The sequence below is a fragment of the Amycolatopsis solani genome (assembly GCF_033441515.1).
Classification (GTDB): domain Bacteria; phylum Actinomycetota; class Actinomycetes; order Mycobacteriales; family Pseudonocardiaceae; genus Amycolatopsis; species Amycolatopsis solani.
In genome coordinates, this window is the sequence record NZ_JAWQJT010000003.1 from 2,110,494 (window position 1) to 2,124,465 (window position 13,972).

The 13,972-nt window shown below is 68.8% G+C and carries 10 protein-coding genes; 6 read left to right on the forward strand and 4 right to left on the reverse strand.

The features are described from left to right. Nucleotides 1-53: 53 nt before the first annotated feature. The 5 genes from SD460_RS42435 to SD460_RS42455 all read left to right on the forward strand — a co-directional run bounded on the left by SD460_RS42435 (nt 54) and on the right by SD460_RS42455 (nt 6,633). Nucleotides 54-1,271 (forward strand): MGH1-like glycoside hydrolase domain-containing protein, encoded by a 1,218-nt coding sequence (locus tag SD460_RS42435; RefSeq protein ID WP_318307614.1) that lies wholly within the window; start codon nt 54-56, stop codon nt 1,269-1,271. Between the two features lie 156 nt (nt 1,272-1,427). Continuing rightward, nucleotides 1,428-2,600, forward strand: coding sequence for an STAS domain-containing protein (locus SD460_RS42440; RefSeq protein WP_290055884.1), 1,173 nt, complete (start codon nt 1,428-1,430; stop codon nt 2,598-2,600). Beyond that, complete coding sequence (locus SD460_RS42445; RefSeq protein WP_290055883.1) at nt 2,590-4,281, forward strand: hypothetical protein; 1,692 nt, start codon at nt 2,590-2,592, stop codon at nt 4,279-4,281. Before SD460_RS42440 ends, SD460_RS42445 begins: the two co-directional genes overlap by 11 nt. Next, nucleotides 4,278-5,372, forward strand: coding sequence for a hypothetical protein (locus SD460_RS42450; protein WP_290055882.1), 1,095 nt, complete (start codon nt 4,278-4,280; stop codon nt 5,370-5,372). Before SD460_RS42445 ends, SD460_RS42450 begins: the two co-directional genes overlap by 4 nt. A 55-nt stretch (nt 5,373-5,427) precedes the next feature. After that, nucleotides 5,428-6,633 (forward strand): hypothetical protein, encoded by a 1,206-nt coding sequence (locus SD460_RS42455; protein ID WP_290055881.1) that lies wholly within the window; start codon nt 5,428-5,430, stop codon nt 6,631-6,633. Here the strand turns inward: SD460_RS42455 and SD460_RS42460 are convergent. Further along, nucleotides 6,630-8,384: an alpha-L-fucosidase gene (locus SD460_RS42460; RefSeq protein WP_290055880.1), complete on the reverse strand. Its 1,755-nt coding sequence runs from the start codon at nt 8,382-8,384 to the stop codon at nt 6,630-6,632. The genes SD460_RS42455 and SD460_RS42460 overlap by 4 nt on opposite strands. Before the next feature lie 401 nt (nt 8,385-8,785). Between SD460_RS42460 and SD460_RS42465 the strand changes: the two genes are divergently transcribed. Next, a complete protein-coding gene (locus SD460_RS42465) occupies nt 8,786-9,973 on the forward strand; it encodes a glycoside hydrolase family 88/105 protein (RefSeq protein WP_290055879.1) in 1,188 nt (395 codons plus the stop codon). 56 nt (nt 9,974-10,029) lie between these two features. Here SD460_RS42465 and SD460_RS42470 read toward each other — a convergent pair whose 3' ends face one another. The 3 genes from SD460_RS42470 to SD460_RS42480 form a co-directional block, all read right to left on the reverse strand. After that, nucleotides 10,030-11,493 carry a glycoside hydrolase family 28 protein gene (locus SD460_RS42470; RefSeq protein ID WP_290055878.1) on the reverse strand — a complete coding sequence of 488 codons (1,464 nt, stop codon included), beginning with the start codon at nt 11,491-11,493 and terminating at the stop codon, nt 10,030-10,032. A gap of 235 nt (nt 11,494-11,728) precedes the next feature. Further along, nucleotides 11,729-12,355 (reverse strand): TetR family transcriptional regulator, encoded by a 627-nt coding sequence (locus SD460_RS42475; RefSeq protein ID WP_318307615.1) that lies wholly within the window; start codon nt 12,353-12,355, stop codon nt 11,729-11,731. A 25-nt stretch (nt 12,356-12,380) separates the two neighbouring features. Further along, the gene (locus tag SD460_RS42480; RefSeq protein ID WP_318307616.1) at nt 12,381-13,952 is read right to left on the reverse strand and encodes an alkaline phosphatase D family protein; all 1,572 of its coding nucleotides are present in this window, start codon (nt 13,950-13,952) and stop codon (nt 12,381-12,383) included. Nucleotides 13,953-13,972: the final 20 nt, after the last annotated feature.

Consider the following 13,972-nt stretch of genomic DNA (forward strand, 5'->3'; position numbering starts at 1 on the left):
ACCTCCCGACTTTTGCCCATTGACAATACACAAGTCGGAGATAAGTTGGACATATGGATGTAACACGAGCCGCGGCCATCCTCGACGGCAACTGGCTCGGTTCGTCGACCGTGCCCTCGCGGACGCTCTACCCCCACCAGTGGAGCTGGGACTCGGCGTTCATCGCGATCGGCCTGCGCCACCTGGCGCCCGAGCGGGCGCGGCGCGAGCTGCTGACGCTGTTCTCCGCGCAGTGGCGCGACGGCCGCGTGCCGCACATCCTCTTCAACCCGGACACCCCGCCCGAGGCGTACTTCCCGGGGCCCGGCTTCTGGCGCGCCGGGCGGACGTCCGGGCTGATCCAGCCGCCGGTGCACGCGCGCGCGGTGCTGGCCGTGCACGAATCCGCGCCCGACCTCGAGTTCCTGGCCACGCTGTACCCGAAACTGCGGGCCTGGCACGCATACTTGCTGGGCTCACGCGACGCCGGCGGGCGCGGACTCGCCGCGATCGTGCACCCGTGGGAGTCCGGAATGGACAACAGCCCGGCGTGGGACGGGCCGCTGGCGCGCGTCACGCCGTCGACCGGGTTCGTCCGCCGCGACCTGGCGCACGGCGCCACCGCCGACCGGCCGAGCGACGAGGACTACGGCCGCTACGTCCGGCTGGCCGCGGACTACCGCGACAGCGGCTACCGGGACTTCGGCGAGTTCGTCGTGGAGGACCCCGGCTTCAACGCCCTGCTGGCCGACGCCGAACTGGCACTGGCGTCGATCGCGGACGAGCTGGGCCTCCCGGCGGCCGCGGCCCGCCACCGCGAATCGGCGGCGCGCGTCGCGAAGGCGTTGCAGGACACGCTGTGGGACAACGGCTTCTTCTTCGCCCGCGACGTCCGCACCGGCGCGCTGACCCCGCAGTACACGTGCGCGGGCCTGCTGCCGCTGGTACTGCCGGACCTGGCGGTCGCCCCGGCCCTGCTGGCCACGGCCACCGGCCCCCGCTTCGCCCTCGGCCGCGTCCACGGCATCCCGAGCCACGACCTGACCGCCCCGGACTTCGACCCGGCCCGCTACTGGCGCGGCCCGTCATGGGCCAACGTCGGCTGGCTGGTTCACCGAGGCCTCCTCGCCCACGGCGAACACGCCCTGGCCGCCGGCCTGCGCGACGACTTGGTGACAACGGCGGCGGCGACGGACTTCGCGGAGTACTGCAACCCGCTGACCGGCGCGGGCCACGGCACCCGCACGTTCAGCTGGACGGCGGCACTGGCTCTGGATCTGCTGGTTTCGTGATTCATTCACCCTGATCAAGTTGACAGATTCTGGACAATTAAAGCCCAAATCCGTCGAATCGGTTCCCGTCACTCATTCGGGTGGTTGTTGTCGACTTAAGCTCCGGGGAGCATTCAAAACTCCGGAGTCAGTCTTCACAACCGAGGGGGTACGCCGATGTCGGTCGAAGCCAACGCCGGTGAATGGCTTCGGGTACGGCTACCCGAAGAGATCGACACCGCCTCGGTTTCGGCCACGGTGGCACGACTGGCCGCCGCCAGGCAAGAGGGGCCGCTGGATCTCGATCTCGCCGACGCCACCGCCGTCGACATCGCCGGTCTGACGGTCTTGCTTTCCGTGCTCGACGAACGCAGTGCGGCACGGCAGGAGACCTTGATCTCCCTGCCCCGGAACCCGGCGATGACGGACTTCCTCCTGGAATGCGCTTTTTCTTCGGCGGCCGCCATGGTCTCCCGGTCGCAGTTCGGAACGCTCCGCTGGGCGGACGGCGCCCTGCCGATCCGCGACCAGGTGAGACTCCTGCGTCCCGTGCCGAGCCGGCCGTCCGGCAACGCGTACGAACGCCTCCGTGACGAGCGCTTCTTCGGCTTCTTGACCTATTCCTTCCAAGCCGATCCCCAGATCGCGTCGATCGTCGCGACCGAATGGTCGCGGTGGCGCGGACCGGTCGTGCTCAGCTTCCTCGACACCGAACTCAGCAACCGCGGAGCCGAAGTCGCGCGCGTGCTGATCTACGAATTGCTGACGAACGCCGTGCTGCACCCGGGTGGCGATCTGCTGACCGTCGGTTCCTGGGTGACGGAAACCGAATCCGGCGACCCGGAACAACTGGTGATCTCGTTGTGGGACAACGGCGACAGCATGGTGCGAACGCTCCGCACCGGCCTGTCGGCGAACCAGCCGATCCGGGTCGCCGAGGCGGCCGTCGACGACGCGTTCACCGTCGAACCCGCGAACTGGGACCCGCGGTGGGCGACGTACACCGCGCGGTGGACCCCGGGGCCGGGCGCCACGGACGAAGAACTGCTGCTGGCCTCGGTCTTCCCCGGGATATCCCACCGGACGACCAAGACGCCGCCGAAGTCGCTCACACGCACGCGCGAGCTTCCGCAGGAGTACGGCCTCCACGCGCTGTACCGGTGCGCGATCGACCTCTTCGGCGGGTCGCTCGAGATCCGCACGGGCAACCAGCAGCTGAACCTCGCCGGCGCGCCCCAGCAGCCGCGCCGCGGTCCTCGCCGCTACCGGGCGCACCTCGCCCACGTCGCCGGTCAGCCGTTCCACGGGAACCTGCTCACCGTGCGTCTGCCGCTGCGCCATGGCCGGTAGCCCGCGGCGTCCCTGGCAGCTGGAGACCGAGGTACTGCGAGTCGGCGCCCTGGCCGCCGAGCCGGTCGAAGAGGCCCGCCGCAAGTTCCACGAGTGGCTGGCACGACGGCTCGTCAACCCGGTCGCGGTCCGCCGCCCGGCGAGCTTCACGCGCTACATCCCGGCGGACGACATCCGGAATTCCGTCCTGCCGTCGACGGAGATCCTGGGCTTCACCACGTCCGCCGCGGATCGCGAAGTGAAGATCATCGACTGTTCCGGCAACCGCTACGCCGACATGGGGGAGAACTTCCTCCACTGGGTCGCGCTGTGCGCCACGAAGTTCGCGACCAGACCGGACCAGCTCATCGTCGTGCTGCTGCCGAACTTCCCGCACAACACGTACAGCCCGTTCTGGACCCCGATAGTGGACATGCCGGCGGACGCCGGCACCGTCGTCGTCGTGAACAAGGCCGGGCAGCTGGAGCCGCACGGCCATCCCCTGCCCCTGTCCTCCCCCGATCCCGAAAACTTCAAAGCCAAGTACCGGGGCATCAACGGCACCCCCCGGCAGGACTTCGAGGACAAGGTGATCCGGCGCATCGGGCACTTCGAAATCAGCGAAGAGTACTGCAGCCACTTCTTCTTCGACGGCTCCCGAGGCGAAACGGAACTGGCCGAAGTGCTCCACGACACGATCGTCGAGGTGACGGGCAAGCGAGCCGCCCGGACGGCGTTGATCGTCCCGCCGAAGACCGACTCCTGGATGGAGGGGGCCGTCACCGCCGCCGCCAACCGGCTCAACGTGCCCTGGAGCAAATGGCCGGACGACCCGGCGAAGATACCCAAGCCGACTCCGGGCACGACCTACCTGTTCCTCCTCGACTTCATCAACACGGGCGCCACCTACACCCGGGTCGTCCAAGAAGCGCTCGACGCGGACTACAAGCTGCACCGGTACTCGATCGCCGCCTTCAAGTCCGCGGACTTCCACCGCGAGGGCAACGGGCTCCCCGCGGTCCAGCACGTCCAGGCGGTCGCCGCCGAGCGGGTCAGCCGCGAGCAGTGCGACCAGTGCGCGCTGAGGCTGCCGCACACCGACAAGCAGCGGAACGACTTCGCCGGGCTGCGGTCGTACGACGCGTGGTACATCCTCACGAGTGTCGACTGGAAACCCGAGGTGTACGGGCCGCCCGAAGCACAACGGCTGCTCCACTTCCCCCCGTTCGCCACGATCTTCGCCCGGTTCGGCGACTGCCTGGCCTACAAGCTGGAAAAGGTCATGCAGGACGTCGCACCTCCTGGCGTGGTGATCGTCTGCCCGGAGGAACCCGCCGTCCAGCTGCTGATCCGGCGGATGCAGCACTGGGCGGACGACCGGATGGTCGCCGTCCCGCTGCCTCGTGACGCGCTGACCGGCGCCGAGGGGCGCACGTTCGCCGAAATCCGGCACCGCGCGGACGGCACCGGGTGGGGACGGCAACTGGAGCACCTGGCGCACCACCAGGCGAGCGTGGTCGTGCTCGACGAAATAAACGCTTCGAACGCGACGGCTCGGCAGATGCTGCGCGTCCTCAAGGCGTTCCAGATCCAGCCGCACGCCTACACGCCCATCTTCAACTTCGTGCCGGCGGACCAGCTCGACGGGGTGCAGATCCACTCGCTCTACGAAATCCCCAGCCCGCGCCGGGTGTGGTCATGACGACGCCGCGGTCGCCGCGCCGTCAGCGTGAGCGCGCCGAGGAGTCGATGGCGTCGATCGCCCACTTCCTCCTCCGCGATCCGGAAGGGATCCAGCGCATCCTCATGATGCGCGACTACGCGAGCCGCGCAGCCACGCTCCCGGCCCGTGACCGCGCGGGGCTGGACGTCGCCGTGATCGAATCCTTCCTCCCGCCGATGCCCGGCAGCGCCCCGCCGCGACGCCATCCCGCGCCGGCCGAGGAGGTCCAGGAGGTCGACGTCTTCATCCTCACCGTCCAGCCCATCGAGCTCCAGGCGACGCTGGCCGCGCTGGGCATCGACGGCGGACCGGACGCGGTGCGCCGCGACCGCCCGTACTACCACAAGAAACTCGCCTGCACCGCGGCCGGACTTGCGGTTCCCCCGGCGGAACTGACCGTCGCGGTGACGGCGATCGGCGAAGCGTACGGTCTCTACGCCCAGCACGCCGTCGACGAAATCACCACTTTCTACCGGGCGAACGTGTGGATCCTCGCCGGCATGGCGGCCGGTCTCCCCGGCCACACCAGGAAAGGCGATGTCCACCTGCCCAAGACCGTCTGGTGGTACGAGCCGGGCCGGCTCACCGTGGACCGCTTCGAGCCGCGGCCCGAAGTCGCCAGCCGCGGTCCGATGAACTTGCAGCTCATGCGCTTCGATCCCACCGGCGCCAAGCTCCACGACCGGCTCGCGTCGGCGATCGCCGAGCTGCCCGGCCGTCACCGTCCCGCCGACCTGCCCGCGGACTTCGAACCACGGGTGTCGGTCCTCTCCGACGCGGTCGCGTCCGGGGACAAGCTGCTCCGCGACGGCACGCACCTGCTCACCCTGCACGAGAGCAATCAGCGGATCGTACTGGGCGATCAGGAGTCCTACGGCTTCGCGTTCGCCTGCCGGGACGTGGACTGGATGATCGCGCGGGGCGTGGCCGACTTCGGCGACCAGGAGAAGGACTCGTCCTACCAGTACCTCGCGACCCTGCTGGCCGTGCACACCGTGCTGGAGTTCTTGGAGAGCATCTACATCCCGCCCGGCTTCGCCATTCCGGGCCGGCTGGACGACCAACCGTGACGCCGGTTCACGCCGGCGGCAGACACGACCGTGCGGTGTGTGGTGTGCTGGGCGGATGGACGCGGATCAGTTCGAAGCCGACGTGACCTACGACGACGTCTACGTCTTGTTCCTCGACGCGTCGGGTTACTCCAGCATCGTGCAGCGCAACCCCCGGGACCGGGCCGCCCACGCCTTCGACCTGTTGCGCCTGCGGCTGATCGCCAGGATCGAGAAGGTCGCCCGTGACCTCGGTTGCGCCCGTGCCGAGCTGTGGAGCTGGCGGGGCGACGGCGGTTTCTTCATCCTGCACGACGACAACGAGAGCGTGACGCGGGACGTCACCCTCGTCGCCGGTCGGACGATCCTCACCGAAGACGTCCCGCGGTTGCGAGAAGAGCTCGAGAAGGCGGAGTTCGCCGGTGAGCTGAGACTCCGGCTGGCGGTGCACAAGGGTCCGATCCGGCTGCCCGCCGACCGGCTCGCTTCGATCCATTCTCCGCACATCAACTTCGCGGCCCACCTCGAAGAGGCGGTCCCGCCCGACAGGTTGGCCGTCTCCGATGCCGTGCACCGGGTGGCGGGACCTTTCACCGACGAGTTCGAGTGGGTCGGCGCCTTCGAAGAGCAGCAGGTCTACCTCATGCGTACCGCCGGTGAGGCGGAAGCCGGACGGCGAACGTGGCTGCGGTCGACCGGTCTGCCCGGCGGCGTGCGGGTACACGGCTATCCCCGCCGTCCCAGCCAGCAGGACAAGGCCCATCTGGTCGGCACCGCCTCCGAGCACCTCCTGGACCTCGGCACCACCCTCAATTCCTGCTCCAACCGGCTGGTCACGACCGATCGTCCGGCGGTCTACCGGGACGCGGTGCTCGAGTTCCTCCGGCGCGGGGGCACCTACCGCTGCGTTCTCCTCGATCCGGGCGGCGAAGCGACGGCGATCTTCTCCCGGCTTCGCGGCGAGCAACTCGCCCCGAAGATCAAGGAATCGCTGACCAGGTTCAAGAAGTTCAAGGAACGGTACGGCGGGGACGCCGACCGCTTCGAAGTCCACCAAGCCGCCGAGTTTCCCGGGATGGCCGCGCTCTGCGCTGATCCCGGGCCGCACGGGTTGATCCTCTACTCGCCCTACCTGCTCGGGATCGGGCCGGCCGCCGCGGTGCTCGATCGGGCCGACATGCCGCACTACTTCGCGACTCCCGACTCCGGTGACCTGCACCGGACGCTCGACGCGGCCATCGCGCGGGCGACTCGGCCCGAAGTCCTGGAACGGGTCCTCTAACTCGCGTAGGCCGAGCCCACCCACGTCTCGTCGATGCGCAGACGCTTGTAACGAGTGCTGTCGCTCGACGCCGCGTACGTGCTCGTCACCCGCAGGCGGACGTACCTCGTCGTCACCGCCGTCAGGTCCGTGAACTGGACGCCGCGGTGGCTCGGGAGGGTGCCGGACTTCACCGGGCTGCCCCAGTTCTTGCCGTCGCTCGACACGAACACCTGGTAGCCCTTGATCCGCGCCGACTGCTCGGTGTCGGACCGGGCGTAGCTCACCGAGTCCTCGCGCTGGTTGAGGGCGAGGTACTGGACCGGCTTCGCCGAGCCGAGGTCGTAGTCGAGGTCGACCGGGAGGGTCTTGCCGTTGTCGAAGTACGTCAGGTAGTCGCCGTCGCTCGCGGACTGTCCACTGTGGCCACTGGCCGACGCGCTCGCCTTCAGCGTCACCGTGCGGGGGTCGTAGATCCCGGTGCGGCCCGACGTTTCGACCTTGAACACCGTGTCGTACGGATCCCAGCCCGACAGCCCGGTCAGGGTCAGGCTGCCGCTCCCCTGGCTGAACGGGACGGCCGCGCCGGTGCGGAGGTTCGTGACGCGGGAGACGCGGTAGCCGTTGTCGCGGATCTTCAAGGTACTGCCGGACGGTTTGGTCAGCACGTGCACGTACTGCGCCGCCCCGCGGATCGTGATCACGCCGTGGGCGCCGTCGTTCCAGAAGCCCGGCTGCATCCCGCCGTACAGGTACCCGGCGCCCTCGGTGCCGTCGAGGGATTCGCGGATCGCGCCGAGGTAGCCGGCCGCGAAGTCGTTGAACGCCTGCTGGTTCGCGGGGAACTTGCCGTTCACCATCGCCGTCTCGGCCATCAGGGACTTGATCGACGAGCCCGAGTTCGTCACCAGCCTGCCGAGGTTGAGCGCCTTGTTCACCGGCGGGTTCGAGCCGCCGTACCACCACGAACCGGTGTCGGGCAGCTTGAAGCACGCCTCCGTGAGCCGCGGCATCGCCGTGTACGTCGCTTGCGGGTAGTCGTACGACGGCGTCATGCCGGTCTTCTGCTCGTTGCTGATCGTGTCCATGATCGGCGTGTCTTCGTTGTTGTTGCTCAGCAGGTAGTCCGGGCGCTGCTGGTAGATCTGCCGGTACAGGTCGTGGGATTCCCAGTAGGCGTTGTCGTTGTCGATCCAGAACCCGCCGAGGTCCGGGTAGTTCTTCATGACCTCGAAGAAGTTGTCGTAGCTGAACTGGCCGAAGCCGCTCTGGCTGTCGAGGTCGACGTCCTTGCCCTTGTACTTCGAGTAGCCGGCGGAGTCGAGCCACTCGTGGCCGCCCTCGTCGTGCCACTGGGCGTCGTTGGTCATGTAGAGGATGACCTTGAGCCCCTCGGACTTCGCCGCGGCGACCAGCTCGCCGAGGAAGTCGCGCTTGGTGCTGCAGCTGCCCGGGATCTTCGACGGCCACGCCCGCGAGTAGCCGAGGCGGCTGTGGAAGGAAGCCAGCACGAGGTACGACGCGTGCAGCTTCTTCGCTTCGGTGACCCAGTAGCCGGGACTCCACCCGCCGTCGGTGATCGCCTTCTCCCAGGCGCTGCAACTGGTGTAGCCGGGCGAGGTGCGCATGCCCCAGTGCAGGAACAGGCCCGCCTGGCTGTCGCGCAGCCACTGCTGGGAGGGTTTCTGCAGATCGGCCGACGCCGGCGCGGCGACGAGCCCGGTCACCGCCAGCAGCGTGGCGCACACGACACCCAAGCGACGCAAGAACATCAGCGACCTCCCGTGGTCTGGTCAACCCGGAGTGGTACTCCTGCCGCTCCGCCGCCGTCAAGGCTCAGATCCGACCTTTGGCACACGTTTCGGCCACCGGTACACCGAACCGCCCGCCATCCGGGTTAAATATCTGATATATGACACGAGAGATCGGATCTCTCTTGACCGACCGGCCGCGAGGCGAGTAGATGTTCTCCGTGGGAAGCGCTTTCGCTCCCCGACCACCGCTCCGGCGAAACGGGTAGCACGCCGCGCCCCAGAGCCGGCCGGGATGCCGACGGACGGCGGATCGGCATCCCGGCCACCTCTCCGCCATGAGGGGCACCCCCATGAGCCATGGGGGTGCCCCTCATGGCACCGCCCGCGTCGCGGGGGCCCGTGCACGAAAGGGACGACGCATGTCCGAGCACCCCCTTCGCCCGACCCGGCGCGCGGTACTGGCCGGCAGCCTCGGCGCGCTCGGTGCCCTCGCCGCGGCGGGTCCCGTCGCGCGGGCGGCCGACCGGCTCCCCCCGATCGGCGGGGCCGCACCGCCACCGGACTGGTCGCGCGCGGTCATCGACTCGACGATGAAGCGCTACACCCCGGACAAGATCGGCGGCTGGGGTTACACCCTCGGGCTGTACCTCTACGGCCAGTACCTCTTCTTCAAGCGCACCGGCGAGCGGAAGTACCTCGACTACATCGTCGCCTGGTACGACCGGTTCGTCACCGACAGCGGGATCTCCAACAGCTTCACGAACCTCGACTCGATGCGCTCGTGCCAGCTGCTGCCGCTGCTGTACGCCGAGACCGGCCGCAAGAAGTACCGGACGGCGGCCGACCAGCTGCGCAAGCGCTTCCCGGCCTACCCCCGCACGTCCGACGGCGGCATGTTCCACGCCACGAGCAAGGTCGGCCAGCTGTGGGGCGACGGCGTGTACATGGCCCAGCCGTTCCTCGCGCTCTACGGCGCCGCGTTCGGCGACGGCGCGTACTGCTTCGAAGAGGCGGCCAAGAACATCTCCGTGTACTTCAGCCACCTCCGCGAACCGGCGAAGGGCCTGCTCTACCACGCCTACGACGAGGACGGCTCCGAGTCGTGGGCGTCCGGCACCGGGCACCACTCGAAGTACCACTGGGCCCGCGCGATCGGCTGGTTCGGCATGGCCACCACCGACATCCTCGAGGTGCTCCCGGCCGACCACCCGCGGCGGGCCGCGCTGATCGACGTCGTGCGGTTCCTGGCCGCCGGTTACCAGCGGTACCAGGACCCGGCCACCGGCCGGTGGTTCCAGGTCGTCGACCGCGGTGGCGACGCGAAGAACTGGCTGGAGACGTCGGCGTCGTCGATGTACACGTTCACGATCTCCCGCGGCGTCCAGCGCGGCTACCTGCCGTCGTCGTACCAGGCGGTCGCGGACAAGGGCTACGCCGGCGTGCTGGCGAAGGTCTCCCTCGGCTCCGACGGCCTCACGAACATCACCGACATCTGCGAGGGCACCAACGTCGGCGACCTGTCCTACTACTACGCCCGCGCCCGCAAGACCAACGACTTCCACGGCCTCGGCGCGTTCCTGATCATGAACGAGCAGCTCCGCCACTGACCACCAGGCGCGCCGCAGGAGGGGCCCCGGCTTTCCGGCCGGGGCCCCTCCGCGCATCAGCAGTCCGAAGTGGACCCGGTCGCGTTCACGCGCAGCGCCGAGTTCTCGACGCAGTAACCCGTCACCGACTGGAAGCCGATGTCGTACGGGCTCTTGCCGCCCTTCTCCGCCGTGAAGTGGTCGAACGTGATGTCCGAGCTGTTGTTGACGATGCTCGCCGGGCGGCCGTCGTCCTTGGCGAACTCCACCGAGCTGTCCACGAACCGGATGCCGGCCGCGTAGTGCAGGTACCAGCCGTAGGACGGGCGGGTGCCGATGCTCTTCGGGTTGTAGTCCGTCGCGTTGTTGCTCGGGACGCCGGTGCCCATCGTGCCGCTGCCGCCCGGCACCGACAGCTTCACGCCGGTGAAGGTGACGTCGGAGACGCGGTGACCGCTGTCCGCGCCCCAGATCGTCGGGCTGAAGTTGCTGCCGGTGTGCGTGCCGGTGACGTTGTCGAACGTGATCCCGCTGATCGAGCCGACGCCGGGGTCGTTCCCGCACCGCTTCCGCGTGCCGATCTTCATCATGACCGGCGAATACGTTCCCGACATCGTGATGTTCCGGTAGTGGACGTCGGAGATCTTCGCGCCGTCCATCGAAACGATGCCGATCCCCGATTTGTGCGCGCCGGTGATCGCGATGTCCGAGAAGTGGTAGCCGGTGAAGTCACCGCACGTCTCGGAGCCGAACATCAGCGCGTTGCAGCACACCGCCGAAAGCTTCGCGCCGGTCACCGTGACGTTCCCGTTCGGCAGTTTCGCGCCGAGCGCGTAATCGCTCTTGAACACGAGCGCGTCGTCGTTGGCCGAGATGGTGGCGTCGGTGATCGTGACGTTCGTGGTGCTGATGATGTTCCAGCCGTCGCGGTCGCTCGCCGTGTCGATGGTCAGGCGGTCGGAGACGACGTTCTTGCACCCGTTGATCAGCGCCGCGAAGTGCCCGCCGCGGCGCAGCTTGATGCCGGACAACGTCAGCCCGTCACACCGGGTGAGCGACAGGATCTTGTCGGCCTCGCCGGACTTCGGGTTGCCGGTGATCAGGTTGCCGCCGCCGTCGATCGTGCCGGCGCCGGTGAAGCCGATGTTCGTCAGCTTGTCGCCGGCGAACATCGCGTTGTGGAAGTGGCTGTGGCCGTAGTCCTGGTAGTCGTCCCACGGGTTCGATTCCGGCTTGTCGTAGGTGTCCGCACCGGACCCGGTGATCGTCGCGCCCGCGTCGAGCTGGATCGTCACGTTGCTCTTGAGGTGGACCGTGTTCGCCGACTTGTAGGTGCCCGAGGTGAACCGGACGGTGCCGCCGCCCGCGGCGTTGGCCGCGGCGATCGCCTTGTCGACGGCGGCGGAATCGTTGGCGGAACCGTTGCCCTTGGCGCCGTAGTCCTTCACGTCGTAAACGCCGCCGGGCGCGGCGGTGGAGATTCCGGTACCGGCCACCAGCAGCCCGGCCACCGCCCAGCTGATCAAGAAGGATCTTTTCACCGTGAGACCGCCTTGTCATGGAATCGGGAAATTCGGCATGACGGCGGAGAACCCAGATTACGAGTGGCGCGCGCGAACTGTCAAGATCGTCCGGCTCGGAGGACCCGCGCCACCCCCAGTCGGACGCGGGTCCTCCGGGGTCCATTCGGGATTTCGGAAGTCTACCTTCGGCGAGCCGGGCGATACCGTGCGAATTTCACGGTCGTACCGGGAACCCGCCATGATCGCGCGGAAGTCAGGCGAACCCTACTCCGGACGACAGCAGGGTGAACGCCCGTTCGGCGGCGGCGACGGCCTCGGGAAAGCGCTGTCCGGCCGGGACGCCGGCCGCGACCGCGTCCATGTTGGCCGTCGCCAGGGTGCGGCGGACCGCCGAGATCTGCGCGGCCGCGAGGGCCGCGTCCAGGGCCGGCACCCCGGCCCGCCGGAGCTCGGCGGCCAGCGCCGCCTCGCCGGCGGAGGTGAACCCGGCGAGCCGGGCCACCAGCGCCGGGGTTCCGGTGACCAGGCGGAACACCGCGAGCACGCCGGGCTCGTCGCACAGCCCGGTCACCGGTTCGCGCGCGTCGAGCCCGCGCAGGAACGCCTCCCGCAGCGCTTCGAGGGCGCCCTGCCCGGGCCGGCGGGCGCGGACGACGTCCGCCGCGTCGGTCTCGTGGTCGGCGAACCGGTGCAGCACCAGGTCCTCTTTGGTCGGGAAGTAGGCGAAGAGCGTCCGCTTGGACACCTCGGCCGCGCTCGCCACTTCGGCGACCCCGACGGCGTCGAACCCGCGCTCCAGGAAGAGCCGGATCGCCGCCGTCGAGATCGTCGCCCGCGTGCGGAGCTTCTTGCGCTCCCGCAGGCCTGGTTCATCGGTCACATCACTCAGCGTAGCGCTCCGGGGCTCACACCTGCTGGAGGCCGGGCTTGCCCGCTTGCACTACGTAGCTGCGGTCGTTCTTGATCACGACCGACGCCGGATCGTAGACGCTGGTGTCCGACGTGGTCATGAAATCCGCTCGCGTCTGCGCGGGTGTCGTCGTGACGCGGACGTAGCCGCGCTCGCCCTTGCAGTACTTGACGTGCGGGTTGTTCGCGTACCAGGTCGCGCTGGGTGCCGTCGCGGTGTCGCTGTTGCTCGTCACCGACGTCGTGACCAGCTCGGAGCCGATGATCGGGTCGCTGTGGTCGAAGTAGTCCAGGCGCAGGTCGGCGGCCCAGTGCCGGTGGACGTCGCCGGTGAGCACGACCGGGTTGGCGACCTTCCGGTCGACCCAGCCCTGCTGGATGCGGTTGCGGGAGGCTTCGTAGCCCTGCCAGGAGTCGGGGCTCTCGCAGGTGGCCTTGTTGCCGTCGCCGTCCCGCGTGGCGAAGAAGACCTGCTGGCCGAGGAAGTCCCAGGTCGTCGGGTGCGACTCGAACTGCTTGAGCAGCCAGGCTTCCTCGGTGCTGCCGAGGATGCTGCGCGAGGTGCTGCGCATGTCCGTGCACGCCGGGCCCGTGTCACCCGACGGGTCGGCCACCTGCGCGCTGCGGTACTGGCGCGTGTCGAGCATGTGGAACCGGGCGAGGTTGCCCCAGACGAACTGGCGGTACAGCTGGATCGACGCGCCGTTCGGCTTGGCGGTGGACCGGATCGGGGTGTTCTCGTAGAAGGCCTGGAACCCGTTGGTCTTGCGCGCGGCCGACGCCGGCGAAGTGGTGCCGTTCCAGTTGTTCATCACTTCGTGGTCGTCGAACACCACGATCCACGGCGCGATCGCGTGCGCGGCCTGCAGGTCGGCGTCGGTCTTGTGCTGGGCGTGGCGGGCGCGGTACTGCGCGAGCGTCGTCACGTCGTCGGTGAAGGCCAGGCTGCGCGGGTTGCGTTCCGCGGCGGCGCGGCCCGACTTCTTCTCGTAGATGTAGTCGCCGAGGAACAGCACCAGGTCCGGGTCGTCGGCCACGATGCCCTTGTACGCGTGGTAGTAGCCCTCCTCCCAGTGCTGGCAGGAGCTGAAGCAGTACTTGAGCTGGTTGACCGCGGCGCCGGCGGCGGGCGCGGTGCGCGTGCGGCCGACCGGCGAGATGTAGCCGCCGGTCTTGAAGCGGTAGAAGTACTCCCGCGCGGGCTGCAGGCCGACGGGTTCGATGTGGACGCTGTGCGCGGCCGCGCGCAGCGCGCTCACCTGGCCGCTCTGCACGATCGAGCTGAACGCCTCGTCGTTCGCGATCTCCCAGTCGACCGCGTAGGTGGCGTCCGGCATCCCGCCGAAGCCGTCCGGGTTGAGCGGCGCCGGCGCGAGTCTCGTCCACAGCACCACGCTGTCGGGGAGCGGATCGCCGGACGCGACCCCGAGCTGGAAGGGGTCGTGGATGGTGGGGGCGGCGGCCGTGGTGCGGGCGTTCGCCCACGACGGCAGCGCCGCCGAAGCCGCGGTGGCGGTGACCGCGGCGAGCCCGCCGAGGAGCACCTTGCGCCGGTTGACCTGACCCATGGTGGAAAGCCCTTTCTTCT

Bases quoted from the DNA above. Each gene is read 5' to 3' on its own strand.
- SD460_RS42435 (WP_318307614.1), top strand. From the start codon at position 54: ATGGATGTAACACGAGCCGCGGCCATCCTCGACGGCAACTGGCTCGGT.
- SD460_RS42440 (WP_290055884.1), top strand. From the start codon at position 1,428: ATGTCGGTCGAAGCCAACGCCGGTGAATGGCTTCGGGTACGGCTACCC.
- SD460_RS42445 (WP_290055883.1), top strand. From the start codon at position 2,590: ATGGCCGGTAGCCCGCGGCGTCCCTGGCAGCTGGAGACCGAGGTACTG.
- SD460_RS42450 (WP_290055882.1), top strand. From the start codon at position 4,278: ATGACGACGCCGCGGTCGCCGCGCCGTCAGCGTGAGCGCGCCGAGGAG.
- SD460_RS42455 (WP_290055881.1), top strand. From the start codon at position 5,428: ATGGACGCGGATCAGTTCGAAGCCGACGTGACCTACGACGACGTCTAC.
- SD460_RS42460 (WP_290055880.1), bottom strand. From the start codon at position 8,384: ATGTTCTTGCGTCGCTTGGGTGTCGTGTGCGCCACGCTGCTGGCGGTG.
- SD460_RS42465 (WP_290055879.1), top strand. From the start codon at position 8,786: ATGTCCGAGCACCCCCTTCGCCCGACCCGGCGCGCGGTACTGGCCGGC.
- SD460_RS42480 (WP_318307616.1), bottom strand. From the start codon at position 13,952: ATGGGTCAGGTCAACCGGCGCAAGGTGCTCCTCGGCGGGCTCGCCGCG.